This window comes from Plantibacter flavus (assembly GCF_002024505.1).
GTDB classification, from domain to species: domain Bacteria; phylum Actinomycetota; class Actinomycetes; order Actinomycetales; family Microbacteriaceae; genus Plantibacter; species Plantibacter flavus_A.
In genome coordinates this window covers 3,856,469-3,881,547 of the sequence record NZ_CP019402.1, presented here as the reverse complement: position 1 = coordinate 3,881,547, position 25,079 = coordinate 3,856,469, and the positions used below count along the sequence as shown (strand labels likewise).

27 protein-coding genes are annotated in these 25,079 nt (G+C 68.7%); 15 read left to right on the top strand and 12 right to left on the bottom strand.

Going from position 1 to position 25,079, the window contains the following annotated elements:
- Positions 1-2 precede the first annotated feature (2 nt).
- The 3 genes from BWO91_RS17920 to BWO91_RS17910 all read right to left on the bottom strand — a co-directional run bounded on the left by BWO91_RS17920 (position 3) and on the right by BWO91_RS17910 (position 3,278).
- Complete coding sequence (locus BWO91_RS17920; protein WP_228507330.1) at positions 3-947, bottom strand: carbohydrate ABC transporter permease; 945 nt, start codon at positions 945-947, stop codon at positions 3-5.
- 4 nt (positions 948-951) lie between these two features.
- Positions 952-1,833: a carbohydrate ABC transporter permease gene (locus tag BWO91_RS17915; protein ID WP_064295739.1), complete on the bottom strand. Its 882-nt coding sequence runs from the start codon at positions 1,831-1,833 to the stop codon at positions 952-954.
- A gap of 128 nt (positions 1,834-1,961) precedes the next feature.
- Positions 1,962-3,278 (bottom strand): ABC transporter substrate-binding protein, encoded by a 1,317-nt coding sequence (locus BWO91_RS17910; RefSeq protein ID WP_079003547.1) that lies wholly within the window; start codon positions 3,276-3,278, stop codon positions 1,962-1,964.
- 301 nt (positions 3,279-3,579) lie between these two features.
- On the opposite strand from BWO91_RS17910, the gene BWO91_RS17905 reads away from it, so the two are divergent.
- From BWO91_RS17905 to BWO91_RS17895, 3 genes are all read left to right on the top strand, one after another.
- Complete coding sequence (locus BWO91_RS17905; RefSeq protein ID WP_064295740.1) at positions 3,580-4,329, top strand: SDR family NAD(P)-dependent oxidoreductase; 750 nt, start codon at positions 3,580-3,582, stop codon at positions 4,327-4,329.
- A gap of 11 nt (positions 4,330-4,340) precedes the next feature.
- Positions 4,341-4,781, top strand: a complete 441-nt coding sequence (locus BWO91_RS17900; RefSeq protein ID WP_205847546.1) for a carboxymuconolactone decarboxylase family protein — start codon at positions 4,341-4,343, stop codon at positions 4,779-4,781.
- A 77-nt stretch (positions 4,782-4,858) separates the two neighbouring features.
- Positions 4,859-5,884, top strand: coding sequence for a LacI family DNA-binding transcriptional regulator (locus BWO91_RS17895; protein ID WP_079003545.1), 1,026 nt, complete (start codon positions 4,859-4,861; stop codon positions 5,882-5,884).
- An 82-nt stretch (positions 5,885-5,966) separates the two neighbouring features.
- On the opposite strand, the gene BWO91_RS17890 is transcribed toward BWO91_RS17895, so the two are convergent.
- On the bottom strand, positions 5,967-6,716 hold the full coding sequence (locus BWO91_RS17890; RefSeq protein ID WP_153303547.1) for a hypothetical protein: 750 nt from the start codon (positions 6,714-6,716) through the stop codon (positions 5,967-5,969).
- A gap of 451 nt (positions 6,717-7,167) precedes the next feature.
- Here BWO91_RS17890 and BWO91_RS17885 point away from each other — a divergent pair, with 451 nt between their 5' ends.
- Positions 7,168-7,317: a hypothetical protein gene (locus BWO91_RS17885; protein ID WP_240555574.1), complete on the top strand. Its 150-nt coding sequence runs from the start codon at positions 7,168-7,170 to the stop codon at positions 7,315-7,317.
- A gap of 12 nt (positions 7,318-7,329) precedes the next feature.
- Here BWO91_RS17885 and BWO91_RS17880 read toward each other — a convergent pair whose 3' ends face one another.
- The 3 genes from BWO91_RS17880 to BWO91_RS17870 all read right to left on the bottom strand — a co-directional run bounded on the left by BWO91_RS17880 (position 7,330) and on the right by BWO91_RS17870 (position 9,246).
- Entirely contained in the window at positions 7,330-8,241 is a 912-nt protein-coding gene (locus BWO91_RS17880; RefSeq protein ID WP_240555571.1) for an SMP-30/gluconolactonase/LRE family protein, read from the bottom strand.
- 29 nt (positions 8,242-8,270) lie between these two features.
- Entirely contained in the window at positions 8,271-8,702 is a 432-nt protein-coding gene (locus BWO91_RS17875) for a hypothetical protein (protein WP_064295749.1), read from the bottom strand.
- Positions 8,703-8,805: 103 nt separating this feature from the next.
- On the bottom strand, positions 8,806-9,246 hold the full coding sequence (locus BWO91_RS17870; protein ID WP_079004047.1) for a GNAT family N-acetyltransferase: 441 nt from the start codon (positions 9,244-9,246) through the stop codon (positions 8,806-8,808).
- A 157-nt stretch (positions 9,247-9,403) separates the two neighbouring features.
- Here BWO91_RS17870 and BWO91_RS17865 point away from each other — a divergent pair, with 157 nt between their 5' ends.
- The 5 genes from BWO91_RS17865 to BWO91_RS17845 all read left to right on the top strand — a co-directional run bounded on the left by BWO91_RS17865 (position 9,404) and on the right by BWO91_RS17845 (position 14,925).
- On the top strand, positions 9,404-10,345 hold the full coding sequence (locus BWO91_RS17865; protein ID WP_079003542.1) for an aldo/keto reductase: 942 nt from the start codon (positions 9,404-9,406) through the stop codon (positions 10,343-10,345).
- A 73-nt stretch (positions 10,346-10,418) separates the two neighbouring features.
- Positions 10,419-12,122, top strand: a complete 1,704-nt coding sequence (locus tag BWO91_RS17860; protein WP_079003541.1) for a circularly permuted type 2 ATP-grasp protein — start codon at positions 10,419-10,421, stop codon at positions 12,120-12,122.
- Positions 12,116-13,045, top strand: coding sequence for an alpha-E domain-containing protein (locus tag BWO91_RS17855; protein ID WP_064295753.1), 930 nt, complete (start codon positions 12,116-12,118; stop codon positions 13,043-13,045). Before BWO91_RS17860 ends, BWO91_RS17855 begins: the two co-directional genes overlap by 7 nt.
- A complete protein-coding gene (locus BWO91_RS17850) occupies positions 13,042-13,887 on the top strand; it encodes a transglutaminase family protein (RefSeq protein ID WP_064295754.1) in 846 nt (281 codons plus the stop codon). Before BWO91_RS17855 ends, BWO91_RS17850 begins: the two co-directional genes overlap by 4 nt.
- Before the next feature lie 225 nt (positions 13,888-14,112).
- Positions 14,113-14,925: a CPBP family intramembrane glutamic endopeptidase gene (locus BWO91_RS17845; RefSeq protein WP_079004046.1), complete on the top strand. Its 813-nt coding sequence runs from the start codon at positions 14,113-14,115 to the stop codon at positions 14,923-14,925.
- Between the two features lie 200 nt (positions 14,926-15,125).
- Here BWO91_RS17845 and BWO91_RS17840 read toward each other — a convergent pair whose 3' ends face one another.
- Positions 15,126-15,419 carry a DUF4287 domain-containing protein gene (locus BWO91_RS17840; protein ID WP_071260650.1) on the bottom strand — a complete coding sequence of 98 codons (294 nt, stop codon included), beginning with the start codon at positions 15,417-15,419 and terminating at the stop codon, positions 15,126-15,128.
- Positions 15,420-15,546: 127 nt separating this feature from the next.
- On the opposite strand from BWO91_RS17840, the gene BWO91_RS17835 reads away from it, so the two are divergent.
- Both BWO91_RS17835 and BWO91_RS17830 read left to right on the top strand, forming a co-directional pair.
- Positions 15,547-15,927, top strand: coding sequence for a DUF3054 domain-containing protein (locus tag BWO91_RS17835; protein ID WP_079003540.1), 381 nt, complete (start codon positions 15,547-15,549; stop codon positions 15,925-15,927).
- A gap of 34 nt (positions 15,928-15,961) precedes the next feature.
- Positions 15,962-16,891, top strand: coding sequence for a methyltransferase family protein (locus BWO91_RS17830; RefSeq protein WP_079003539.1), 930 nt, complete (start codon positions 15,962-15,964; stop codon positions 16,889-16,891).
- 115 nt (positions 16,892-17,006) lie between these two features.
- Here BWO91_RS17830 and BWO91_RS17825 read toward each other — a convergent pair whose 3' ends face one another.
- The 3 genes from BWO91_RS17825 to BWO91_RS17815 all read right to left on the bottom strand — a co-directional run bounded on the left by BWO91_RS17825 (position 17,007) and on the right by BWO91_RS17815 (position 20,052).
- Entirely contained in the window at positions 17,007-18,422 is a 1,416-nt protein-coding gene (locus BWO91_RS17825) for an MFS transporter (RefSeq protein ID WP_079003538.1), read from the bottom strand.
- Between the two features lie 5 nt (positions 18,423-18,427).
- Positions 18,428-18,880 carry a MarR family winged helix-turn-helix transcriptional regulator gene (locus BWO91_RS17820; protein WP_229939713.1) on the bottom strand — a complete coding sequence of 151 codons (453 nt, stop codon included), beginning with the start codon at positions 18,878-18,880 and terminating at the stop codon, positions 18,428-18,430.
- Positions 18,881-18,993: 113 nt separating this feature from the next.
- Positions 18,994-20,052 carry a magnesium and cobalt transport protein CorA gene (locus BWO91_RS17815; RefSeq protein ID WP_064295772.1) on the bottom strand — a complete coding sequence of 353 codons (1,059 nt, stop codon included), beginning with the start codon at positions 20,050-20,052 and terminating at the stop codon, positions 18,994-18,996.
- 309 nt (positions 20,053-20,361) lie between these two features.
- On the opposite strand from BWO91_RS17815, the gene BWO91_RS17810 reads away from it, so the two are divergent.
- The 4 genes from BWO91_RS17810 to BWO91_RS17795 all read left to right on the top strand — a co-directional run bounded on the left by BWO91_RS17810 (position 20,362) and on the right by BWO91_RS17795 (position 24,500).
- Entirely contained in the window at positions 20,362-21,246 is an 885-nt protein-coding gene (locus tag BWO91_RS17810; protein ID WP_167620527.1) for an alpha/beta hydrolase, read from the top strand.
- Positions 21,247-21,337: 91 nt separating this feature from the next.
- Entirely contained in the window at positions 21,338-22,756 is a 1,419-nt protein-coding gene (locus BWO91_RS17805) for an NAD(P)/FAD-dependent oxidoreductase (protein ID WP_079003536.1), read from the top strand.
- Positions 22,757-22,813: 57 nt separating this feature from the next.
- Positions 22,814-23,863, top strand: coding sequence for a lipoate--protein ligase family protein (locus tag BWO91_RS17800; RefSeq protein WP_079003535.1), 1,050 nt, complete (start codon positions 22,814-22,816; stop codon positions 23,861-23,863).
- A gap of 91 nt (positions 23,864-23,954) precedes the next feature.
- Complete coding sequence (locus BWO91_RS17795) at positions 23,955-24,500, top strand: HEAT repeat domain-containing protein (protein WP_079003534.1); 546 nt, start codon at positions 23,955-23,957, stop codon at positions 24,498-24,500.
- Positions 24,501-24,572: 72 nt separating this feature from the next.
- On the opposite strand, the gene BWO91_RS17790 is transcribed toward BWO91_RS17795, so the two are convergent.
- The gene (locus BWO91_RS17790) at positions 24,573-25,073 is read right to left on the bottom strand and encodes a hypothetical protein (protein WP_079003533.1); all 501 of its coding nucleotides are present in this window, start codon (positions 25,071-25,073) and stop codon (positions 24,573-24,575) included.
- Positions 25,074-25,079 lie beyond the last annotated feature (6 nt).

Sequence of the window (25,079 nt, the reverse complement as noted above, 5' to 3'; positions counted from 1 at the left end):
CGTCACCCCTTGAGCGCGCCGGATGCCAGCCCCTTCATGATCCGCTGGTTGAGGAACACGAACACGACGAGCAGTGAGAACACGTTGATGCAGATGCCCGCGAACAGCGGCCCGTAGTCGACCTGGCCGAACTCCCCGCTGAAGTTCAGCAGACCCGCCTGGATGGTGCGGAGGTCGGCGTTCGTCGTGAAGGTCAGCGAGATGAGCAGGTCGTTCCAGATGGAGAGGAACTGGACGAGCCCGATCGTGAAGAGCGCGTTCCGCACCATCGGCAGTCCGATGGACCAGAAGGAACGGATGATGCCGGCTCCGTCGATCGTCGACGCCTCGAACACCTCGCGCGGCACGGCCCGGAAGTAGGCGGTCATCATGAAGACCGTCAGCGGCATCCCGAGCGCCGTGTAGGTGATGATCATCGGCCAGTACGTGTTCGTGAGGCCGAGGTTGAAGTAGGCGACGAAGAGTGGCACGAGGATCATCTGGCCCGGGATCATGATGCCGGAGATGAACAGCAGCAGCGTCAGGTTGCGGCGTTTCCACACCATCACCTCGAGGGCGAAGGCGGCGGCGACGCCGAAGATGAGGATGAAGACGAGTGACGGCAGGGTCACGATGACACTGTTGAGCAGGTTCTGCGAGATGTTGCCGGTCGTCCAGGCGGTGACGTAGTTGTCGAAGCTCCACGACTCCGGGAGGGAGAAGGTGGACTCCTGCAGGAACTCGCGCTGGTTCTTGAACGAGGACAGGAACAGCCAGACGATCGGGTAGATCTCGATCACGAGCAGGAGTCCGATGAGGATGACCGAGGGCAGTTTCCGCAGGTAGTAGGCGCGCGAGCGAGGAGCGCGACGCATCTTCGGCCGGCGGACGGCGGTGCCGGATCCGTCGCCGCTGCCGCTCGAGGCCGGTGTGGTGGCGCCGGGCGCCGGGGTGATGGCGGTCGTCATGGCGTCAGTCCTTCGTCAGGTCTTTGCGGGAGGTCTTGAAGATCAGGAGCGTCACGAGGAAGCACATGATCGTGAGCACGAACGCGAGCGTCGAGCCGTAGCCGTAGTTCTGGTACGTGAACGTCGTGTTGTACATGTAGAGCGTCAGCGGGGTCGTGGCCGTCCCTGGCCCGCCGCCCGTCAAGGCGAGCACCGAGTCGAACACCTTGAGCGTCGCGTTGAAACTGAAGATCACCGCGGACAGCAGGACGGGGAGTGACAGCGGCACGATGATGTACCGGACGAGCTTCAGGCCGCGGGCGCCGTCGATGCGGGCCGACTCGATCACCTCCTCGGGGATGTCGAGGAGCCCCGCATAGAGCAGGACGGCGTAGAAGCCCATCGACCGCCAGAGGTCCATGATGATGATCACGACGAACGCGCTGTCGGGCGAGCTGAACCAGTCCACCGAGTCGATGCCGAAGCCGTTCAGGATGGCGTTGACCGGTCCGGTCTGCGGCGCGACCTCGAACAGGCGCTTGAACAGCAGACCGACGGCGACGGTCGGCAGCACCACGGGGAAGAACACGAGCGTGCGGACGAGCGTCGACGCCTTCTTGAGGACGAAGACGTAAAAGAGGGAGAGAGCGTACCCGAGGGCGATCTGCGCGACCGTCGCGATGAGCGAGTACTTGATGCTGAAGAAGATCGCTTCCGGTGCCGTCGGGTCGGCGAACAGCTGGGCGAAGTTGTCGAGGCCGACGAACTCGAAGCCGCGCAGGTCGCCCTGGAAGAAGGTGAGGCCGAACGACCACATCACCGGGACGAGCTTCACCAGGGTGAAGATGAGCAGGGCCGGGCCCAGCAGGATGGCGATGGCCTTCCTGTCGCCGAGGACGTCTTTCATGCTGTGCTCCTGAGTCGGTCGGGGGACCGTGAGGCTGGGCGGCGAGGTGCGAGACCCGCTGCAGAGGTGGATGTCCGCGGACGGACGGATCCGGTCGCCGGGCGACTGCCGGGCGACCGGATCGCCGGTTACTTCTTGAGACCCGCGTCCACGCCGGCCTGGACGAGCGCCGCGAAGTCCTCGGGGGAGATGCCGCCGGTGAGCAGCGGGGCGGCGTTGGTCTGGGCGTCGACGCCGGCCTTCTCGGGGAGGAAGGTCTCGAACCAGGTGACCGTCTCATCGGTGTCGGCCATGATGCCCTGCACCTCGGCGGTGAGCGCGGGGACGTCGGTCACCTCTTCGTTGAGCTTGAACCCGGAGATGACGCCCTGGTTCTTCAGCACGCTGGAGCCGTAGTTCTCCGCGATGCAGCTCAGCCAGCCGCCGACCTTCTCCTCGTCGTAGCCCTTCGTGGAGAACGAGGTCGCCGCACCGGTGTTGGCCGGGTACTGGTCGATCGAACCCTTGCCGCCCTCGACGGTCGGGAACGGCATGAAGCCCACGGCGTCCTCACCGATCTGGTTGAGTTCGGTGTTGTAGACGTCGGCGAGCATCCAGGTGCCGTTGTACATCATGGCCGCGTTGCCGGTGAAGAACTCGCTCGTCGCGGTCTGCATGTCCATCGTCGTGATGCCGGCACCGAAGTACTTGCCGAGGTCCGCGACGGCGGTGATCGCCTCGACGTACTCGGGGTCGGTCAGCTTGGCGTCGCCCGAGGCGATGTCGTTCATCGCGTCCGGGCCGAGCAGCCGGAAGAGGTAGGTGCTGATGTAGCGGGTGATCGTCCAGCCCTGGGCACCGGAGACCGTGAAGGCGGACTTGCCGGAGGCCTGGACGGTGTCGGCGGCGTCGAGCAGTTCGTCCCACGTCTGCGGGACCGCGATGCCGAGGTCCGTGAACATCGTCTTGTTGTAGAAGAAGCCCTCAACGTTGTACTGGTAGGGCATCGAGACGAACCGGTCGCCGTAGATGTTCTTCACGGTGGCGACGGCCGAGGGGAGGATGTCGTCCATGACGCCCAGCTCGGTGAGGGTGTCTTCGAGGTCGAGGACGGTGTCGTCGTCGCCGAGGGTGCCGCCGGGCCGCAGCGGTGCGGTCGGTGCGGTGAAGGTGGTGGGCAGGGCGTTCTGGCTGGCGAGCAGCGTGACGCGCTGGAGCACGTCGGCCTGGGGCAGGGTCTCGACCTTGAGCGGCAGCGCCTTCTCGTTCGCGGCGCACGCGCCGTCGCCGAGAGCGGTGAGTTCATCGCGGACGATCGAGTTCTCGACGGCCGCGAGGTAGTCGAACGACGTGGCGCTCGAGGCACCGCCGTTCCCTGCGCAGGCGGTCAGGGCGAGAGCGGTGACGCCGAGAGCGGCGATGGCGGTGGCCGACCGACGTTTCGGGGCCCGGTGCGCTGTGGACACATTTCCTCCTTGAAGATGTGGCAGTGATGTTGAGACGCGAGCGGTGATGGTCGCGAGCAAAGTTGAAGCGTTTCAATGGCCGAGGCTAACCGCGCACGGGTCGCATGTCAAGCGTTGGATCAGTTCCGCTCGGCGAGGCACTTCGAGCATGACGAGGGCTGGACGGAATGCATATTGACACGTTTCAAGACGGCGACGAGAATGGGTGATCGTCGTCCCGTGATCTCGATCATGTCGGCACGACCACAGTCAACGACGATGCACGGCGATTCAACCCGCCGGACGAGGAACGGAACCGCACATGAGGTTGCAGGGCAAACGAGCCGTCATCACCGGGGCAGCAGGAGCGCTCGGCCGGGTGATCGCCCAGAAGCTCGCCGCGGAGGGGGCCGACGTCGCCGGCCTCGACCTCAACGCCGCCGGGCTCGAGGAGACGGCGGAGCTCGTCCGTGCACACGGGGTGCGGGCCGCATCGGCGACGGCCGACCTGACCGACTTCGACGCCGTCCAAGCTGCCGTCGGCGGCATCGTCGACGAGTGGGGCGGGGTCGACATCTTGCTGAACGGTGCGGGCGGCGGCGCGGTTAGCTTCTTCCACGAGATGACGTACGAGACCTGGATGACCCAGATGGACCGCAACCTCAACTCGGTGTTCAACGTCACGCGCGCGGTCCTGCCCTCGATGCTCGAACAGCGCTCCGGTCGCATCATCAGCATCGCATCCATCGCCGCCGTCAGTGGCGGACGCCTCGTGCGCGGGGCGACGGCCTACGCCGCGGCCAAGGCCGGCGTCGTCGGACTCACGAAGGCGCTCGCGATCGAGGTCGCCGAGCAGGGGGTCACCGTCAACGCGCTCGCCCCCGGAGCCCAGGCGACCCCCGGCCGCGACAACGACACCCCGGAGCGTCGCGAGGCGCTCCTCGCGCAGATCCCCACCCGGCTGCTCGGCGAGCCGGAGCACCTCGCGGAGACGGTCGTCTTCCTCGCCTCACCCGCCGCCGTGAACCTCACCGGCCTCATCCTGCCGCTCGACGGCGGACACTCGATCTGAGGCGACGGACGATGACGACAGGACCAGAGGACATGACGAGACTCGAGCGCGGCAAGGCGAAGTTCGACGAGGTGTACGGCGAGGGGAAGTCGGAGGGGCTCGTCGCGATGCAGACCGGGCTCGCGCAGGACCTTGCGCGCTTCGGCATCGAGTTCAACTTCGGCGACATCTACTCCCGGCCGGGGCTCACGCTGGCGCAGCGGGAGCTCATCACCCTCGCGGCTCTCGTCGCGCTCGGTGGGCTGGAACCACAGCTGCGCGGCCACACCCGCGGTGCGATCAACGTCGGCTGCACCGCGACGGAGATCCTCGAGACGGTCATCCACACCGTGCAGTACGCGGGGTTCCCACGTGCGCTCAACGCGATCCGGGTCGTCACGGACGCCCTCATCGAGGTCGGCGTGGAGATCCCCGAGCCCCTCGGACCGGAGCCGCACCGCGGTCAGGACTGACCGAGACGGGGCGATCTAGACTGAGCCGGGCCGCGGGAACGCTCCCGGGGCACGCAGCACGAGGGCAGGGGTGAAGCATGGGACGAGTCGGTATCCGCGAGGTCGCGACGCTCGCCGACGTCTCCATGGGCACGGTCTCCCACTACATCAACCACCCCGACCGCGTCTCGCCCGAGAAGCAGGAGCGCATCCAGCGGGCCATCGACCAGCTCGGGTTCGTCCGCAACAACGCCGCCTGGCAGCTGCGTCTCGGCCGGAGCGGCACCATCGCCTACATCGCGCCCGACGTCAGCAACCCGTTCTTCGCGACGATCGCAGAGGGGGTCGAACAGCGCGCCGCCGAGGACGGGCTCTCCGTCTTCATCGCGAACTCCAACCGCAGCCGTGAGCGCGAGGACGCCTACCTCGGCATGTTCGAGGCGCAGCGGGTGCAGGGCATGCTCGTCGCGTCGCACGAGTCGGTGGAGGAGCGGCTGACGAGCATCCGGCAGCGGGGCATCCCTTCGGTCCTCGTCGGGCAGCTGGCCTCCTCGCCGGACCAGCCCTCGGTGTCCGTCGACGACGTGCGCGGTGGGTTCCTCGCGGCCGAGCACCTGCTGGCGACCGGTCGTCGGCGACTCGCCTTCGTCGGTGGTCCACTCGGCATCCGTCAGGTCGCCGACCGGTTCGAGGGGGCGAGCGCCGCCGTGGCCGCCGTGCCCGGGGCGACCCTCGAGGTGATCGCGGGCACCGAGCGAACGATCGCCGAGGGCCGCGAGCTCGGCCGGGCCATCGCCAGCCGCCCGCCCGAGGCGCGTCCAGACGCCGTGTTCGCGGTGAACGACCTGCTCGCCCTCGGCATCATGCAGACGCTCGTCGTCGAGCACGGGGTCCGCGTCCCGGACGACCTCGCGATCGTCGGCTACGACGACATCGAGTTCGCGGAGTCGTCGATCATCCCGCTCACCTCCGTGCGCGCACCGCACGAGGGGTTCGGTGTCGCCGCGGTGGAGCTGCTCCTCGGCGAGTTCGCCGTCGCGGAGGGTGCGCCGATCCCGCCGCTGTCCGCGCGCCACCTCGTCTTCCAGCCCGAGCTCGTCGTCCGGGCCTCAACGCGCGAGTAGTTCGCTTGTCGTACAAGCGCGAGAATCGGGCATCGCCGTGGAGGCGATGCCCGATTCGTTCATCGACTATCGTGGCGCTGAGCTAAGCGTGGCTGTTCGCGTAGTCGATGCAGGCTGCGGTGATGCCTGTAGAGGTGCCGATCAGCGCGGCCAGGCACACGCCGCATCCGATGCCGACCGTGACTGCGCAAGCCACGGCGCAAGCGGTAGCCAGGAGGCTGGCCGCCCAGACGGGGACGCCGCTCTGGCTCAAGCAAGAGCTCAACTCGCCCCACCAGTCGCCACTTCCGCTGACCGATACGGTCCCCGAGAGAGCGTCGGCGGCTTGAGACGCGGTCACGGACTGTGTCGACGTGAAGATGGAGTCCTGCCAAACGCTCATGCTTCCGCCACCTCGACCATCGGGCTGGAACAGCATCTCCACCGTGGATACGACTTCAGCACCGTCGTTCAAGAACACTGTCAGCGAAGACGGTGCCACCACGTTTTCGCCAACCAGATCGAATCTGGCGGCCACAGTCGACTCTTCAACTTTGAGGACGGAAGCCCGAGCAACGTCGACGTGCGCACCCCCTTGAACCTCGAGATGTTGTGAAGCTGCTCGGAGGAAGCGGTCTCGTTCCGAGCCGGTGATGTCGGTCGTCGAAAGCTCGCTCGCGTCTGTGACCACTCGAAGGACGTCGGATGATGTGGGTGTAGTCGAGTCCTCAGCGCGCGCTTGTGCGGGTGCAACGGTCATCACGACCGCGCACAGGGTAGCGGCCGTCAGCGCCGCGACAAATCGTGATACTCCCATAAGCTCCACTGCATTCTCCGTTTCGTTGTGTGGCACTCTTCATCGTTCTGAGGCGGACGCCGCAAGGAGCAGCGCGCCAGCGACGCAGAGCAATGGCACCGAGAGGAACCCGATCGCTGCTGCGGGTGACGGGAGAATCAGGCTCATGGACATGATCGGCGCCGAGACCGCGATGAGACCGACTCCCCAAGCTTTGTGAGGCCTGCGCGACCGCGGTTGCAGATGAGATGGCATGAGATTGATCCCTCCGACCGACTTCCCATGAAGCTAATACTTCTCATTTTTGCGCGCAATATGTATACGCAGAAAACTTTTATATCAAACATGTGTATGCTTCTGAGCGGCGAAATATCGAGATACCAGGTGGACGATCGGATCGATGGCTCGAGCGCGTCCTTGACGGTCGTCCCGGTGCCTGAGGACATCGCTGATCGTCGGCTACGACGACATCGAGTTCGCGGAGTCGTCGATCATCCCGCTCACCTCGGTGCGGGCGCCGCACGAGGGCTTCGGTGTCGCCGCGGTGGAGCTGCTCCTCGGCGAGTTCGCCGTCGCGGAGGGTGCGCCGATCCCGCCGCTGTCCGCGCGCCACCTCGTCTTCCAGCCCGAGCTCGTCGTCCGGGCCTCCTCCGTCTGAGCGGCGCGACCGTCAGGGCCGCGGCGACTGCCGGGTGGCCGTGCGGATGCGGTACAGGGAACTCGACGCGGTGATGTAGAGCGTCATGCCGTCCTCGCCGCCGAAGCAGACGTTCGCCGTGCGTTCGGGGACCGGGATGCGCAGGATGGTCGCGCCGGTGGGGTCGAAGACCTCGACGCCGTCGCCGGCCGACGACCAGACGTTGCCGTCGACATCGATCCGGAAGCCGTCGGATGCGGGGACCGCGGTGCTCGCGAAGGTGCGTCCCGGGGTGTCGCCGAAGACGACCGAGACGCCGTCCTCGGCGACGTCGTACGCGGCGATGCGGAGTGCGCCGTCACCCGTGTCCGACACGTACAGGATCGACCCGTCCGGTGAGAACGCCAGTCCGTTCGGGTGCAGCATCGCCGTGATGACCGGCTCGACCGCTCCGGTGTCCGGCTCGAACCGGAAGACGTAGCACCCGCCGTACTCCTGCTCGCCCGGGTGGCCCTCCTCCCCGCTCGGATCGATGCCGTACGGCGGGTCGGTGAACCAGATCGAGCCGTCGGCGTGCACGACGACGTCGTTCGGGGAGTTGAAGCGGCCGCCGGCCCAGCGGTCGACGAGCGTGATCGGGCCGTCGGGCCCCTCGATCTCGACCGCGCGCCGCCCGTGACTGCACTGCACGACCCGGCCCTCGCGGTCGATCGTGCGGCCGTTCGTGTACTCGGCGCCGTCACGGAACACGGCCGTCTCACCGGTCGCGGTGTCGAACTCGAGGATGCGGTCGTTCGGGATGTCGCTCCAGCGCACGCGGCCGGTCTCCGCGATCCATGCGGGCCCCTCGCTCCAGATCGCGCCCGTGTACAGGTGCTCGAGTTCGGCTCCCTCGGCGAGCAGCGGCGAGGGTTCGTTCGTCATGGTGACGTCGTCGTCGGTCATGACACCCAGCCTATTCGGCAGGTGCGGGTCTACGCCGGATCGATGGGGGAGGAGCCGAGGTTGCGAGCGCTCGGTCGGGTGACGGGCGGTTCGACGATCGACTCCAGGAAGGCCCACGCATCCATGCGCCAGCGGTCACCGGCGACGTCGATCGCCTCGATCCGGAACGGTGGGGTGAGGATCGCGTCCCAGTCGATCGAATCGAGGACGCGTCGCGGAATCATCTCATCGACGTACGGCGCTTCACGCTCCGGATCCGGTGCGACCTCGGGCGCCTCGTCGTCGACGAGGACCTCGAGTCGGTCGATCATCGCGTCATCGAACGTCTGCATGCGGGTCACGAGCGTCTGCAGCTCGTCGGGATCGAGTCCGGCGACGAGTTCGAGGAGATAGGCGCGCCCCGGATACGCTTCCGCGGGCACATCGACGATGTTGTATCGGCCGTCGTCGGAGATCCACATACGTCAACGCTAGCCCGTCGCGGCTGGAGGCCGGGCGAGAGTGATGAGGTGAAGTGAGGCGATCGGTCGCCCGGGCCGCGGTTCAGCGACGACGTGCCGCGACTCAGGCGGTGGGTACCTGCGTCGGGTGGACAGGCAGCTGCGCGGCTGGACGGACGAGCGCGGTCGGGCCGGGGTCGGTGAACCCGAACTGCTCGTAGAGGCCGTGCGCGTCGCTCGTGAAGAGCGTCCACCGGAAGTGCGCGCCGGGACCGTCGTCGATCATGGCCTGCACGATCCGCTTGCCGAGCCCGTGGCCCCGGTGCGCTTCGTCCACGATGACGTCGGCGAGGTAGCCGAAGCCGAGTCCGTCGGACACCGCTCGTGCGAAACCGACCTGTGCGCCCGTCTCCTCCTCGTACACGCCGATCACGCGCCAGGCGTCGTCGATCTGCGCCTCGACGTCGGCTCGGCTGCGCCACTTCGCCCAGTAGACCTCGCGGAGCAGGGCCCACACGGCGTCCCGGTCGATGCGGTCCTTCGAGTCGTCGATGCGATAGCCCATCGAGCCACCGTAGGACGGCCGGCGCCGGACCGTGGAGAGCCAGTCCGGCCTCGGTGGCCCGCTCGTCATCGAACGACACGACGGAATAGTCGAGCCGTCCGCGGGCTTAGCGTGAAGAGAAGTACCAGCGATGCACCGAACCCTGGAGGATCATCAGATGACTCACGCCCGCACCACCCTCGGAACGTCCGACCTGTCCGTCTTCCCGCTGAACCTCGGCGGCAACGTGTTCGGCTGGACCGCCGATCGGCAGACCTCGTTCGACATCCTCGACGCCTTCGTCGCGGGCGGCGGCAACTTCATCGACACCGCCGACGGCTACTCGGCGTGGGTGCCCGGCAACACCGGTGGTGACTCCGAGCGACTCATCGGCGAGTGGCAGGAACTCCGAGGCAACCGCGACGAGCTCGTCATCGCGACCAAGGTCAGCCAGCACCCCGACTTCACAGGCCTCGCGGCCGACAACATCCTCAAGGCGGCCGACGCCTCGCTCGAGCGCCTCCGCACCGACCACATCGACCTCTACTACGCGCACTTCGACGACGAGTCGGTGCCGCTCGAGGAGACGGTGACGGCACTGTCGTCCCTCGTCGACGCCGGCAAGGTCCGCCACCTCGGCATCTCCAACTACTCCGCAGCGCGCATCGCCGAGTGGTTCGAGATCGTCGAGGCCAAGGGGCTCCACCGCCCGATCGCCCTCCAGCCGCACTACAACCTCGTCGAGCGCGAGTTCGAGGGCGAGCTGCGCACGATCGCCGAGCGCGAGCAGCTCGCGGTGCTGCCGTACTTCTCGCTCGCGAAGGGCTTCCTGACGGGCAAGTACCGCGAGGGGTCGAGCGTCGACAGCGTCCGTGCCGAGGGCGCTCAGGCCTACCTCGCCGACCACGCCGCGCTCCTGCCCGTCCTCGACGAGGTCGCCGCGGCCCGCGGCGTCTCCGTCGCGACGGTGTCGCTCGCGTGGCTCCGCTCGCAGCCGACCGTCGCCGCGCCGATCGCGAGCGCCCGCACGGTCGAGCAGCTGCCCGACCTCCTCGCCTCCGCCACGCTCGAACTCTCCGCCGACGAGCTGGCCGCCCTCACCGCCGCCTCGGTCGCGTAGGGGCGGCACCGGCGAGGGCACCTCCCCGCGCTCCGAAACACCCCGGCAACACGTGTCCCGGTAGAGTCGGCCCATGGGTGACCTGTTCAACGGCTATGGCGGCACGCTCGCCCCGCGCAAGACTCCGGGCGGCGTCCCCGCCTTCGACGAGATGTTCGGCGAGGCGGCGGAACACGCGGGTGGTGCGACCGCCAGGCGGGCGTATCAGGAGATCTACAGCTCCCTCGCTCGGATGACCCAGGAGGAGCTCCGAGGTCGCACCGACGCCCTCGCCAGCTCCTACCTCGCGCAGGGCGTCACCTTCGACTTCGCCGGTGAGGAGCGTCCGTTCCCGCTCGACGCGGTCCCGCGGGTGATCGAGCAGCAGGAGTGGACACAGGTCGAGGCCGGCATCAAACAGCGCGTCAAGGCGCTCGAGGCCTTCCTCGCCGACGTCTACGGCCCGCAGCTCGCCGTGCGCGACGGCGTCATCCCCGCGAAGCTCATCTCCTCGTCGTCGCATTTCCACCGGCAGGCCTACGGGATCCAGGCTGCGAACGGCGTCCGCATCCAGGTCTCCGGTATCGACCTCATCCGCGACGAGCACGGTCAGATGCGCGTCCTCGAGGACAACGTCCGGGTCCCGTCCGGCGTCAGCTACGTCATCTCCAACCGTCGCGTGATGGCGCAGACGCTCCCCGAGCTGTTCGTCTCGATGCGCGTCCGGCCCGTCGGTGACTACCCGAACAAGCTCCTGCAGGCGCTGCGTGCGTCGGCCCCGCCCGGCGTCGAGGACCCGAACGTCGTCGTCCTCACCCCCGGCGTGTACAACTCCGCGTACTTCGAGCACACGCTGCTCGCGCGGCTCATGGGCGTCGAACTCGTCGAGGGCCGTGACCTCTTCTGCTCCGGCGGCAAGGTCTTCATGCGCACGACCGCCGGACCCACTCGCGTCGACGTCATCTACCGCCGCGTCGACGACGAGTTCCTCGACCCGCTGTCGTTCCGTGCCGACTCCATGCTCGGTTCGCCCGGGCTCATGCTCGCCGCACGTCTCGGCAACGTGACCATCGCGAACGCCGTCGGGAACGGTGTCGCCGACGACAAGCTCGTCTACACGTATCTGCCCGACCTCATCAAGTACTACCTCGCCGAGGACGCGATCCTCCCGAACGTCGACACCTGGCGTCTCGAGGACCCGCTCGCCCTCGAAGAGGTCCTCGACCGCCTCGACGAGCTCGTCATCAAGCCCGTCGACGGTTCCGGCGGCAAGGGCCTCGTCGTGGGTCCGGACGCCTCGAAGGAGGAGCTCGCGACCCTCAAGACGAAGCTGCAGGAGGACCCGCGCGGCTGGATCGCGCAGCCGGTCGTCATGCTCTCCACGATCCCGACGCTCGTCGAGGACGGCATGCGTCCCCGCCACGCCGACCTGCGACCGTTCGCGGTCAACGACGGCAACGACGTCTGGGTGCTGCCAGGCGGACTCACGCGCGTCGCCCTGCCGGAGGGGCAGCTGGTCGTGAACTCCAGCCAGGGTGGTGGCTCGAAGGACACCTGGGTGGTCGGCCGGGCCTTCGACCCGAACGCCGCGCCCGAGGCCTCGTCGCACGACATCCAGGGTCTCGTCGCCGAACAGGCCACGACCGAGACGACGTCGATCCCGATCATCTACGACCACGGAACGATCCCGGAGCACTCGCCCCAGGACCGTCCGGTCGGCAACCAGGACCAGCAGGAGCAACAGCAGCAGACGCTCTCCACGCCCGCTGTCACCGGGCAGGAGGACGCATCATGCTGAGCCGCATCGCCGAGAGCCTCTTCTGGATCGGCCGCTACATCGAGCGCAGCGACGGTACCGCGCGCATCCTCGACGTCCACCTGCAGCTGCTGCTCGAGGACCCGTGGATCGACGAGGACACCGCCTGCCGGTCACTGCTGTCCGTCATGGGCAGCGACGCGCCCGCCGACCAGGAGCTCACCCGCCAGGACGTCCTCGCGCAGCTCGCCGTCGACCGCACCCACCCGGCGTCGATCGCCTACTCGCTCGGCGCAGCCCGCGAGAACGCGCGTCGTGCCCGTGAGATCGTGTCGACCGAGCTCTGGGAGTGTCTCAACACGACGCGTGCCCGGATGCCGCGCCGGGTCGCGAGCGACAAGGTGCACGAGTTCTTCGGGTGGGTGCGCGAGCGCTCGGCCCTCGCCGTCGGCATCGTCGACTCCGCCACGAGTCGTGACGACGCCTGGCGCTTCTTCACCCTCGGTCGCAGCCTCGAACGCGCCGACATGACCGCGCGGCTCCTGGCGACGCGGTCGCTCACCGAGGCGAGTGGCCCGTCCTGGACGACGATCCTCCGCTCCTGCGGCGCCTACGAGGCCTACCTGCGCACGTACCGCGGCATGCCGAGCGCGAAGAACGCGGCCGAGTTCCTGCTGCTCGACCAGCTCTTCCCCAGGTCGGTCATGTTCTCCATCAGTCGGGCCGAGGAGTGCATGCGCGACCTCGAACCGCGCCGAGGCCGCGTCGGGACGGTCGATTCCGCCCAGCGCCTGCTCGGACAGATCCGGAGCGACCTCGAATACCGGCCCATCCAGGACACGCTCGTCGACCTCCCCGGTCGGATGGACGCCGTGCAGAACGTCACCAGCCAGGTGTCCGAGGCGATCCGCGAACGCTACTTCCCCACTCACGCGGTGCCCGCGTGGATCGGAGAGAACTCATGACCCGGCTCCACATCAAGCACAGCACCGGCTTCTCCTACGGCGGCAAGGTCAACGCGTCGTACAACGAGGCGCGCATGCTGCCGGTGACGACCGAGGACCAGTACGTCCTGTACTCGCACATCGACATCCAGCCGGGGGCGTCGCAGTCGACGTACACCGACTACTGGGGCATGAAGGTCTCGGCGTTCGAGGTGCTGACCCCACACGACGAGCTCTCGCTCACGGCGACGAGCCTCGTCGAGGTCCGGCCGCGCCAGCACGAACCGCACCCGACGGGCTGGGAGCAGCTCGACATCGCGACCCAGGCCGCCGTGACCCGGGTGGAGCACCTGGAACAGACGCGCCGCACGACGCCGCCGGACGACCTCGTCGAGCTCGCCCGGACCATCGCCGACCGCCACGAAAGCCCGTGCGAGGCCGCGATGGCCATCAGTCGGGAGATCGGCGAGCAGATGGACTACGTGCAGGGCGTCACGAGTGTGTACTCGACCGCTGCCGAGGCGTGGGCGAACCGCAAGGGCGTCTGTCAGGACATCACGCACATCGTCCTCGGGGCGCTGCGTTCGGTCGGGATCCCGGCCCGCTACGTGTCGGGGTATCTGCACCCGAAGCCGCACGCGGCGATCGGCGAGACGGTGACGGGTGAGTCGCACGCGTGGGTCGAGTGGTTCTGCGGTGACTGGCGTGGGTTCGACCCGACGAACATGGTCGACGTGGGTGAGCGTCACGTCCTCATCGGGCGGGGGCGTGACTACGGCGACGTCTCCCCACTCCGCGGTGTCTACGCGGGCCCTTACCGCTCGAAGCTCTTCGTGAAGGTCGAGATCACCCGAGAGGCCTGACCCGCCGGCCGACGCGGGGCACACCCTCCTCGGTGGGTGCGTCAGCGCGGCGCGCTGACGTGAGCGCGGGTCATGCGCGTGAGCGCGGGTCTCCGGAGCGTCGCGCTCACGCGCCAGCCCCGCGGTCGTGCCCGTTCGGGCGCTCTCGTGTCAGCGCATCGCGCCGACGCCCGCAACCCCGCGGTCACGTCAGCGCCCCGCGCCGGCACCCGTAGGATCGACGGCATGCAGACCGAGATGATCGTCCCGGCCCGCCGCCCGATGAAGCTGATCCCTGCGGTGCTGCTCGCCGCGTCCGCGTTCTGCCTCTTCGGCCTCATGCAGCCGCTCGCCGGCTACCCGCTCCTCGTCGCCGCGCTCGCGACCGCGATCCTCATCGACCGAGAACTCGCGAAAGACCTGTTCCTCATCGCGATCGGCATCGGGATCGTCTCGACCACATCCGTGGAGGCGGACGTCTCCTGGCCGAGCTTCTTCCGCATCGGCACCGTCCTCCTGCTGGCGGTCGGTGTCCCGTTCCTCATCGACCGATTCGTCTACCGGCGGAAGGCGATCACCTTCCCCTGGCGCAGCCGCGAGAAGAAGACGAAGGGCGAGATCGCCTACCTCGTCGCCGTCCCGCTGCTCGGCTGGGCGATCCTCCCGTTCTACTTCATCCGTTCGGGCGCCTACGAGAACTGGCCGGTAATCAGCGACGCCGGGGAACTCGGCCGGTTCTTCGTCGGCGTCAACGCGGTCGGCGCGTGGGACGAGCTGTTCTTCATCTGCACCTGCTTCGCCCTGCTGCGCCGGCACTTCCCGGTCTGGCAGGCCAACCTCCTGCAGGCCGTCATCTTCGTCTCGTTCCTGTGGGAACTCGGTTACCGCTCGTGGGGTCCGCTGCTGACGTTCCCGTTCGCACTCCTCCAGGGGTACCTGTTCTCGAAGACGCGGTCGCTCGGGTACATCCTCGCGGTCCACCTGCTGTTCGACGCGATCGTCTTCCTCGCGATCGTGCACGCCCACCATCGCGACTGGATCCCGATCTTCTGGTACTGAGCGAAGACTTCGTCCGCCAGCGCACCGCTCTGACGCGAAGGTCGCTGTTCCGGGCCCAGCGCGGTGCGCTGACGCGAGCGGCGGTGTTCAGGTTCCAGCGCGGGTCTGGCGGGTGACCGCGGGTCTCCAGAGGGGCGCGCTCACGCCACAGCCCCGCGCTCGCGTCAGCGCACCGCGCTGGCAGCAAGCCGGACGGGGAATCAGGGGGCGGCGGGCTTCGTCGCCGCTCCGTCGAGCCAGAGCTCGGTCGACTCGTCACGGTGCACCCCGTCGGTGCCGACGTGCTTCTCGCTGATCGTCGGACCGTTCTTGATGACGTGCACGAGCGCCATCCCGTGACCTCGGCCGAGCTCGTAGTCCGCCTTCAGCCACTCGAGGATCTCACCGGCCTTCGTCGACGCGTCGAAGCCGCGGGCGTGCGCCTCGTCGACGAGCGCGCGCGGGGTCTTGCCGGTCTTCGCCTCGGCGGCATCGAGATAGGCCTGGAACGACATGACGGCTCCTTCGTCGATCGGGTGTCAGCGCCATCGTAGCCAGCGCCGGCACCGAGCGATAGGCCTCGCAGCGCGCCATGCGGCCTCCCTCCAGGGTGGGCGGCGACGACGCCAATAGGGTGAGGGGATGGACCGCCCCAGCAGGACCCCCGCCGGATTCGCCGCGACCGTCGGCATCGACCTCCTCGCCGTCATCGTGTTCGTCCTCATCGGCCGCGCCAGCCACGGCGAAGGCGTCCTCGGACTCCTCGTGACGCTGTGGCCGTTCGCCGTCGGGCTCCTCGTCGGACACGTGCTCGCGCTCGTCCTCGGTCAGCGCGAGACCCGCTCCGTCCGCTGGGCGGGCGTCGTCGTCTGGGTGTCGACCGTCGTCGTCGGAATGGTGCTGCGCGCGGTCTCCGGCCAGGGCGTCCAACTCAGCTTCGTCATCGTGACCGTCCTCGTCCTCGCCGCTCTCCTCCTGGGGTGGCGCTTCGTCGCGTGGCTCATCGCGCGCCGACGCCGATGACGACCCCGACCCCGACCCCGACACCGACGAGCACATGAGCGCCGAGCGCTGGGGACGCTGGTACTTCGCGGTGCAGGCCCTCGCCGGTGCAGCGTGGTGGGTGTCGGTGTTCCTCGTCCCGCCCGTCCGTGCGGCGACGCTCGGCAGCCTCGACCCCGTCGTCACAGCCGTGCTCGACGTCCCGTTCTTCGTCGTCGCCTCGGCGCTCGCCGCATGCGCCATCCAATGGGCGGCGATCCTCGCGACCGGATGGACGCTGCTGGTCACCGTGTCACTGGGGATCTTCGCGGCCGTGACCCAGGAGGCGGGCGTCGGTGCCCTGCTGATGATCGGTGCCGCGTTCGGCTCGGTCACGGCACTCGCGCTCGTCCTCACGGGCGGGATCCCGAGAGCGTGGATCGCCGTCGGGCCGTTCGCCTTCCGCCCGGCGGATGCGTCGGCGTCGACCGGTTCGCAACTCGTGAGGACCGCCGTCGAGATCGTCGCGTTCTGGGGTGTCTTCCTCGCGGTGATCCCCGCCGTCCTGCGCTTCTTCGAGTCGCGGTGGCAGGTCGCGGTCGCCCTGCCGCCGGGTGCCGAGCAGTTCGCCGTGGCCGTCGGCATCGTCGTCCTGGTGCTCGGGAGCGTCGTCGGGCTCTGGTCCGCAGCCGCGATGGCGACGACCGGTGGTGGGACGCCGCTACCCGCCGCGATGCCGAACCGACTCGTCATCGCCGGCCCGTATCGCTTCGTCCGCAATCCGATGGCCGTCGGCAGCATCGTCCAGGGCATCGGCGTCGGACTCCTGCTGTCGTCCTGGATCGTGGTCGTCTACGCGGTCTTCGGAGCCGTCGTCTGGAACGTCCTGGTCCGGCCCGTCGAGGAGGCCGACCTCGAAGCGCGCTTCGGCGAGCCCTACCGCCGCTACCGCGATGAGCTGCGGTGCTGGGTCCCGAGTGCCCGCCCGGTGTCGGGTCGTTCGTGACTCCTGCTGCGCGTGACGACCGGCCGCGTCACCCGCCGCCCCGACCGGCAGGGAGCCCCGGCGGTCGCAGGATGCAGGAGTTGTGGACGCCGAGCGGGTCGGAGCGGAGGACCGTCTAGCGGCGGGAGCCGGTGAGGGTCGTCGACTCGTCGACCGGCGACGACTCGGGACGCGACTCCGGACGCGGCTCGGGCGCCTTCGCGCGCGACTTCGGCTTCGGCAGCGGGATCGGCGAGGTGAGCGCGATCTGCTCCGAGAAGTCCTCCGGCGTGACCGGTGAGACGACCCCGTCGTGGGTGAACTGCAGGCGCCAGCGGGAGTCCGGTGCGACGCGCAGACGGAGGTGATGACGGAACACCCCGTAGGCCAAACCGGTGGCGCAGGCCGCGAACCCGGCGAGAGCGCCCAGGCCGAGCGCCCAGCGCGGCCCGAAGGTGTTCGCCACCCATCCGACGATGGGCGCGCCGATCGGGGTGCCACCCATGAGGATCGCCATGTACAGCGCCATCACCCGGCCACGGACGGCGGCCTCGGTGCTCGTCTGCACGAGTCCGTTCGCCGTCGTCAGGAGCGTCACCGTCGAGAAGCCGACGAGGATCAGCACGGCGGCGAACGACCAGTAGCTCGGCATGAACGCGGCCGTGAGCGCAGCGACGCCGAAGAGCCCGGCCGCGCCGACGATCATCCGCATCTGGGCCTGCGCACGCCGCGCCGCGAGGAGCGCGCCGGTCAGGGAACCGATCGCGAGCACCGAGGAGAGGATGCCGTACTCGCCCGCGCCCTTGCCGAACTCGACGGCCATGGTCGAGGCGAAGATCGGGAAGTTCATGCCGAACGCGCCCATGATGAACACGATCACGAAGATCACCATGAGGTCCGGCCGTCCGCGGACGTAGCGGAAGCCCTCGACGAACTGTCCTCGAGCCCGCGGTGCGCGCGGCGCCCGACGGAGCTTGCCGGTGCGCAGGGCCAACAGGGCGCCGATGACGCCGAGGAAGGTGAAGGCGTTCACGACGAACACCCACCCTGAGCCGATCGCGACGATGAGGAGACCGGCGATGGCGGGGCCGACCATGCGCGCCGCGTTGAAGGACGCCGAGTTGAGCGCGACGGCGTTCGACATGTTGTGCTCGTCGACGAGCTCGGAGACGAAGGTCTGGCGGGCCGGGCCGTCGACGGCGTTGATGATGCCGAGGGCCAGCGCGAAGAGGTACATGTGCCACAGCTCGGCGTGACCGAAGATGAGCAGGGCGCCGAGGGCTGCGGCCAGGAGCATGAGGCTCGACTGGGTGAGGATGAGGATCTTCCGCTTATCGAAGCGGTCGGCGATGAGACCGGTGATCGGCACGAGGACGAGCTGCGGCCCGAACTGCAGGGCCATGGTGGCGCCGACGGCCACGGCGTCGTTGTCGGTGAGGTCGGTCAGCACGACCCAGTTCTGGGTGGTGGCCTGCATCCAGGCGCCGACGTTCGACACGAGTGCGCCGATGAACCAGATGCGGTAGTTGACGCTGGACAGGGAACGGAACATTGCACTCACTGGGTGGCGAGTCTCCTCATGATCTCGGCTGCGCGGGCGAGGGTGTCGCGTTCGTCCGGGGTGAGCGCGCGCAGCTGCTGGGTGATCCACGCGTCGCGTTTCCGGACGGTCTCGGTGACGGTGGTGTGGCCCGCTTCGGTGAGGGCGATGGTGACCTTCCGGCGGTCGGCCGCGTCGGTTTCTCGGGTGACGTACCCGGCCTCTTCGAGGCAGTTGACGGTGCGATTCATGGATGGCGCGGACACGCGGTCGCGTTCGGCCAGTGCCCGCAGGGTTGCGGAGCCCTCTTTGTAGAGCCCTCCGAGGACGGAGAACTGCGGGTCGCTGAGGTCGTCGACCGACTTCTCCCCGCGCAGTCGTCTCGCGAGCCGGAAGGTGCCCATCCGGAGTTCGGACGCCTGCTCGGCGATCGTCAGTGCCCTGGTCTTCGTCGCTGCTCCGCTTGCCACGATCCATTAGCCTAGCTCATTAGCCACCCTAAGTATACCCGCGAACTGTCACAAACCGACAGTGCACGGGGAGCAGGACTGGCAGATGGTGACAGTTCGCGAGCAGGGGGGGGTCAGAGCCAGCGGCGGGCTCGGAAGATGGCGTACAGGGTCCCGGAGAGGACGAGCATCGCTCCGATGGCGACCGGGTAGCCGAACTGCCAGTGCAGCTCCGGCATGTCGTCGAAGTTCATGCCGTAGACGGTGCCGATGAGTGTCGGGGCGAAGAGGATCGCCGCCCAGGAGGAGATCCGCTTGATCTCCTCGTTCTGCGCCAGCGCCGTCTCGCTCATCCGACGCGACTCCTCGTTCTGCGCGAGGCTCGCTTCCGAGAGGCGTCGCATCTCCTCGTTCTGCTGCTGCGTCATGAGCGTCGCGTGCACCGTCAGCGCGTTCCGGAGCAGGTGGCGGAAGGAGTCGACGCGCTCCGCGATCCGGAGGGTGTGGTCGAGCACGTCGCGGAAGCCGTTGCGCAGCTCCTCGTCGAGACCGTACTTGTCGGCACCCTGCAGCAGGCCGTGGAGCATGGCCCGCAGGGGCGTGGTCGCGCGCTGGAACGCGATGACCTGGCGCAGCAGCTCGTAGATGCGACGCGAGACGTCCGCGGCGTCGCCGAAGAGCTCGTCCTCGATCTCGTCGATGTCGTTCTCGAGCCCCGCGACGACCGGACCGTAGCCGTCGACGACCTGGTCGAGCACCGCGTGCAGGACGGCGTCGGGACCGAGTGCGAGGATGTCGGGCCGGGCTTCGAGTCGCCGCCGGACCTGGCCGAGGTCGGGCTTCTCCGCGTGGCGGACCGTGACGACGAACCCGGGTCCGACGAACAGGTGCACCTCGCCGAACTCGACCCGCTCCTCCTCGTCCAGGTAGCGGGCGGGACGCAGCACGACGAACAGCGTGTCGCCGTACCGCTCGAGCTTCGCCCGCTGATGGCCCTTCAAGGCGTCCTCGACGGCGAGCGGATGCAGGTCGAACTCCTGAGCGACGGAGCGGATTTCCGACGGTTCGGGGCGGTACAGACCGATCCAGGCCATGCCGCGCTGTTCGTTGAGGAGCTCGTACGTGGCGTCGAGCGATCGCGGGCTCGCCGAGCGCCGTCCGGTCACGTAGATGCCGTTGTCGATGAGTGCCATGAGGTCTCCGTCCATCGATCGACGGGAACGTGCGGCGGCCGCGCGGGTGCAGGCGATCTCGGTGGATCGCACCCGGGGAGGTGTGAGTGAGGGCGCCTCGGCACCGGCGGTGGCAGCGCCTACCGGGTGAGGGAGGCGGGGCGGCTCGTCGATGCGGTGGCGCGGGTACTGTCACCAGCCATGGCCGCTCACCTCGCTTCCGTCGAAACCTGCCGGCCCGCCGTTCGGGCCTCGTTCACCGTACGCCTGCCCTCCGGGAACCGCAAACGGACTCGCGACGCGGACGGTCCGAGGGCATACGCTGGCGGGATGAGCGAGCAGACCCCGCCACCCGTCGACGACGCGAACCGCCCCGTCGAGCCACGACCGTATGCGACCGAGACGATCGTCGACGACGACGGCGTCACGGTCTACGTCTACCTGTGGGAGGTGCCGAACCCGCGGGCCGTCGTGCACATCGCCCACGGCGCGGGCGAGCACGCCCTCCGGTACGGGCGTCTCGCCGCACGGCTCAACGACGCGGGATACACGGTCGTGGCCGACGACCACCGCGGCCACGGTCGCACGGGCCTCGAGCACCTCGGCCTCGGCAAGCTCGGCCCGCGGACCACCCGGGGCGCGATCGACTCCGTCGCCGCCGTCGGCCGGTACCTGCGGACCCGCTTCCCCGAGTCGCGGCTCGCGTTGCTCGGTCACAGCTGGGGCTCGCTCATGGCGCAGAAGGTCGTCGCCGAACACGATCTGTACGAACTCCTCATCCTCTCCGGCACCTCGCTCGCGATGCCCGGCGTCATCAACGCCGGCGACCTCAACAAGCGCTGGCGGAAGACCGGGAAGACCGGTCTCGAGTGGCTCAACCGCGACCCTGCAGCCTGGGCCGCGTTCGCCGCCGACGAGCGCAACTTCGACATCGGCGTCACCCCGGTGTGGAACCCGATCCAGGCGTTCGCCTTCCTCGGTCGCCCGCCGAAGCGCCTGCCGCGCAAGCTGCCCGTGCTGATCCTCGGCGGCTCCGACGATGCCCTCGGCGGCGTCCGCGGCCTGACCCTGCTTCGCGACGCGTACGTGAAGCGCTCGAAGCTGACGGACGTGACGCTCGTCATCTACCCCGAGGCGCGGCACGAGATCTTCAACGAGCTGAACCGCGAGGACGTCGAGCGCGACGTCGTGGAGTGGCTCGACCAGCGCACCTGAGCGGGCGGGTCGCCGGGTATCCGGACCGGTGACAAGCTCAGGGGCCGCGGGGTACAGTCGCGACACCCATACTCGACGCAGAGGAGACCCGGTGACCTCGGACGGACCCACCTACAGCCACCGCAGACGGAACTCGGCCGAGCGCATCGCGCGGTCGCTCGCGGGAGCGAGTACGGTCCCGTACTGGCTCGACAGCCCCGACCGGCCGACGCCGGAGCCCCGACTCGTCGGCCAGGTCACGGCGGATCTGCTGGTCGTCGGCGGCGGCTACTCCGGACTCTGGACGGCCCTCATCGCCAAGGAGGCCGACCCCTCGCGTGACGTCGTGCTCATCGAGGGCAAGGAGGTCGGATGGGCGGCGAGTGGCCGGAACGGCGGCTTCTTCGAGGAGAGCCTCACCCACGGTGTCGACAACGGCGAGCGCCACTTCGCCGACGAACTGCCGGAGCTCGATCGCCTGGCGGACGAGAACTTCGACGAGTTCGTCGCCACGCTCGACCGCCTCGGGATCGACGCCGAGTTCGAGCACACCGGTGTGCTCACGGTCGCGACCGAGCCGCATCAGGTCGACGCGCTGCGCGAGGTGTCGGGCGACGGTGTCTTCCTCGATCGCGAGGCCGTCCAGGCGCTCGTGCACTCACCCGTCTACCTGGCTGGTCAGCGGGAGTGGAAGAGCACTGCGCTCGTGCACCCGGCGAAGCTCGCCTGGGGTTTGAAGCGCGCCTGCATCGAGCTCGGAGTGCGGGTCTTCGAGCACACCCCGGCGACCCGGCTGCGACGCTCGGGCGACGGCGTCGCGGTGACCACGAAGCAGGGCGGGGTGCAGGCTCGGCACGTCGCGCTCGCCACCAACGGCTTCCCGTCGCTCCTCAAGCGCACGGAGCTCCTGACGATCCCCGTGTACGACTACGTGCTCATGACCGAGCCGCTCTCCCCGGAGCAGCTCGAGAGCATCGGGTGGACCGATCGTTTCGGCATCGCCGACTCGAGTCGCGAGTTCCACTACTCCCGCAGGTCCGCCGACGACCGCATCCTCTACGGCGGCTTCGACGCGGTCTACCACCGGGGTGGCAGGATCCGGCCGGAGCATGATCAGCGCCGCGAGACGTTCGAGACCCTCGCCGACCACTTCTTCACGACCTACCCGCAACTCGACGTCCGGTTCACCCACGCGTGGGGCGGCATGATCGACATGTGTTCGCGGCTCTCGGCGTTCCAGGGCACGGCACTCGGCGGACGCGTCGCCTACAGCGCCGGGTTCACCGGACTCGGGGTCGGCGCCACGCGCTTCGGTGCGAAGGTCATGCTCGATCTGCTGAGTGGCGAGTCGACCGAGCTGACCCGCCTGAAGATGGTCCGGTCCAAGCCGATCCCCATCCCTCCGGAGCCCATCGCGAACCCCGCGATCCAGACCGTCCGCCGTGCGGTCGCCCGTTCCGACGCGAACGAGGGCCGCGACGGCCTGCTCCTGAAGGTCATGGACCGCTTCGGTATCGGCTTCGACTCCTGACCCGGTTCGACGCCCCTTCCGGGGAATCCGGACGCCGTCCAGGAATAGGCTGGGGGCATGCATGGTGAGTACAAGGTCCCGGGTGGCAAGCTCGTCGTCGTCGATCTCGAGGTGGTCGACGACCGCATCGCGGACTTCCGCCTCGCGGGTGACTTCTTCCTCGAACCCGACGACGCACTCGCGCTGATCGACCGCGCCGTCACGGGGCTCCCCGCCACCACCGACGCCGCAGGCCTCGCCGCAGCCATCCGCGGCGCCCTGCCCGAGGACGCCGTGCTCCTCGGTTTCACGCCCGAGGCCGTCGCGACGGCGATCCGCCGCTCGCTCGCGAAGGCGACGGGCTGGGGCGACTACGACTGGAAGCTCATCCACGAGGGCTCGGTGTCACCGCAGCTCCACCTCGCGCTCGACGAGGTCCTGACCAACGAGGTCGGCGAGGGCCGCCGCGGTCCGACGCTCCGCATCTGGGAGTGGGACCAGTCGGCGGTCGTCATCGGCAGCTTCCAGTCGCTCAAGAACGAGGTCGACCTCGACAACGCGAAGGCGAACGGCTTCGAGGTCGTCCGCCGCGTCTCCGGCGGTGGCGCGATGATGATGCAGCGCGGTGGCATCATCACCTACTCGCTCTACGTCCCGGCCGAGCTCGTGAACGGCATGACCTTCGCCGACTCCTACGCCTACCTCGACGACTGGGTGCTCGTCGCCCTCCGCTCGCTCGGCATCGAGGCGACGTACCAGCCGCTCAACGACATCACGAGCCCGTCGGGCAAGATCGGCGGTGCCGCGCAGAAGCGACTCGGGAACGGCGCCGTCCTGCACCACGTCACGATGAGCTACGACATGGACGGGGAGCTCATGACCCGGGTGCTCCGCATCGGGCGTGAGAAGCTCAGCGACAAGGGCACGACTTCTGCGGCGAAGCGCGTCGACCCGCTCCGCAGCCAGACCGGGCTCTCGCGGGCCGAGATCATCGACCGCATGAAGGACACCTTCGTCGAGATCGCCGGCGCGACCCCCGGCCACGTCACCGATGCCGAGCGCGCCGCCGCCGAGCAGCTCGTCACCGACAAGTTCGCCACCGACGCCTGGCTCACCCGCGTCCCATAACCTGCCGCAGCCCGCGAACTGTCACCAGTGGCGGGTGTAGGCCTGCATCACCCACCGTTGGTGACAGCTCGCGGGCTAGGGTGGGGGGACGATGACAGCGCAGAACGAGACACCCGACCCGTCGACCCCCGCCACGCAGGCGTCCCTCGAGCAACGGCTCGCCAACGCGGTGGCCGCCGAGAGCGAGACCCGGGTCGTCGAACGCTGCGTCTCCCTGCTCGCCGGTCGCTACGAGGGTGAGGACTTCCTCCGCGTCGTCGGCGGACACCACGCCGAGGGCATCCTCGGCGGAGCGCCCGCGCTGTACTGGCCCGAGCTCTGGGGCACCCGCGCCCTGCTGCACGTGTGGGACGACTCGGCCACCGCGCCCGTCGTCGGAGCACTCGGCAACCAGGCCTGGCGCGTCCGCGAGATGGCCGCACGCGTCTGCGCCGAGCGTCGGATCGGCGACGTCGCCGCGATCGCCCCACTGCTGAGCGACGACCACGCCCGCGTGCGCGCAGCCGGAGCCCGGGCGCTCGCCGTCGTCGGTGGTGAGGACGCCAAGCCGCTCCTCGAAGCGCTCCTCCGTGACCCCGACCGCGAGGTCCGTCGCGCCGCGCAGCAGTCGGCGAAAGCGCTCGCCGCCCGCCGCTGAGCTCGCGAAGGGGCCCGAGCGGTCGGTCCCGGACGCTCGGCACCAGCCATTCGGGACCCGTCGCGGGCCGGACTAGTGGGTGCCGGCCTCGAGCAGGATGATGACGATCCCGAACAGGGCCGTCGCGACACCGCCGAGGAGACACCACCACCAGCGTGACCCGCGCACCACGAAGGCCGCGCAGCCGAGCACGAAGAGCATCAGCGTGGACACCTGCAACGCCAGGATCACGGCGTGCTCATGGCTGAGCACACCGGCGATGCCGAACACGAGCGGGATCGTCGGGAGCACGGCGGACAGGAGCATCCCGGACGACTCCTGGAACCCGTGCCTGATCGACGCTCCGAGTGTCACCAACGCCTCGTGCCGATCGTCGCCGTGGTGTGCGAGGGCGGCCGAGTAGACGTGCGCGAGCCAGAACACGATGAGGGTCAGCGCACTCGTGATGAGCACCTGTTCGACGTCGTCGTCCTCGTACACGCTCGACGCGCCGACGAGGCCGGCGTAGACGACGGTGCCGTAGATCGCGCTCGACGAGGTGAGGCGTCGCAACGGTGACGGTTTCGGCTGCATGATCCA

Bases quoted from the DNA above. Each gene is read 5' to 3' on its own strand.
- BWO91_RS17790 (WP_079003533.1), bottom strand. From the start codon at position 25,073: ATGCAGCCGAAACCGTCACCGTTGCGACGCCTCACCTCGTCGAGCGCG.
- BWO91_RS17810 (WP_167620527.1), top strand. From the start codon at position 20,362: ATGAGCGAGCAGACCCCGCCACCCGTCGACGACGCGAACCGCCCCGTC.
- BWO91_RS17835 (WP_079003540.1), top strand. From the start codon at position 15,547: ATGGACCGCCCCAGCAGGACCCCCGCCGGATTCGCCGCGACCGTCGGC.
- BWO91_RS17900 (WP_205847546.1), top strand. From the start codon at position 4,341: ATGACGACAGGACCAGAGGACATGACGAGACTCGAGCGCGGCAAGGCG.
- BWO91_RS17795 (WP_079003534.1), top strand. From the start codon at position 23,955: ATGACAGCGCAGAACGAGACACCCGACCCGTCGACCCCCGCCACGCAG.
- BWO91_RS17880 (WP_240555571.1), bottom strand. From the start codon at position 8,241: ATGACCGACGACGACGTCACCATGACGAACGAACCCTCGCCGCTGCTC.
- BWO91_RS17830 (WP_079003539.1), top strand. From the start codon at position 15,962: ATGAGCGCCGAGCGCTGGGGACGCTGGTACTTCGCGGTGCAGGCCCTC.
- BWO91_RS17920 (WP_228507330.1), bottom strand. From the start codon at position 947: ATGACGACCGCCATCACCCCGGCGCCCGGCGCCACCACACCGGCCTCG.
- BWO91_RS17895 (WP_079003545.1), top strand. From the start codon at position 4,859: ATGGGACGAGTCGGTATCCGCGAGGTCGCGACGCTCGCCGACGTCTCC.
- BWO91_RS17870 (WP_079004047.1), bottom strand. From the start codon at position 9,246: ATGGGCTATCGCATCGACGACTCGAAGGACCGCATCGACCGGGACGCC.
- BWO91_RS17845 (WP_079004046.1), top strand. From the start codon at position 14,113: ATGCAGACCGAGATGATCGTCCCGGCCCGCCGCCCGATGAAGCTGATC.
- BWO91_RS17815 (WP_064295772.1), bottom strand. From the start codon at position 20,052: ATGGCACTCATCGACAACGGCATCTACGTGACCGGACGGCGCTCGGCG.
- BWO91_RS17915 (WP_064295739.1), bottom strand. From the start codon at position 1,833: ATGAAAGACGTCCTCGGCGACAGGAAGGCCATCGCCATCCTGCTGGGC.
- BWO91_RS17860 (WP_079003541.1), top strand. From the start codon at position 10,419: ATGGGTGACCTGTTCAACGGCTATGGCGGCACGCTCGCCCCGCGCAAG.
- BWO91_RS17850 (WP_064295754.1), top strand. From the start codon at position 13,042: ATGACCCGGCTCCACATCAAGCACAGCACCGGCTTCTCCTACGGCGGC.
- BWO91_RS17840 (WP_071260650.1), bottom strand. From the start codon at position 15,419: ATGTCGTTCCAGGCCTATCTCGATGCCGCCGAGGCGAAGACCGGCAAG.
- BWO91_RS17825 (WP_079003538.1), bottom strand. From the start codon at position 18,422: ATGTTCCGTTCCCTGTCCAGCGTCAACTACCGCATCTGGTTCATCGGC.
- BWO91_RS17905 (WP_064295740.1), top strand. From the start codon at position 3,580: ATGAGGTTGCAGGGCAAACGAGCCGTCATCACCGGGGCAGCAGGAGCG.
- BWO91_RS17855 (WP_064295753.1), top strand. From the start codon at position 12,116: ATGCTGAGCCGCATCGCCGAGAGCCTCTTCTGGATCGGCCGCTACATC.
- BWO91_RS17865 (WP_079003542.1), top strand. From the start codon at position 9,404: ATGACTCACGCCCGCACCACCCTCGGAACGTCCGACCTGTCCGTCTTC.
- BWO91_RS17800 (WP_079003535.1), top strand. From the start codon at position 22,814: ATGCATGGTGAGTACAAGGTCCCGGGTGGCAAGCTCGTCGTCGTCGAT.
- BWO91_RS17875 (WP_064295749.1), bottom strand. From the start codon at position 8,702: ATGTGGATCTCCGACGACGGCCGATACAACATCGTCGATGTGCCCGCG.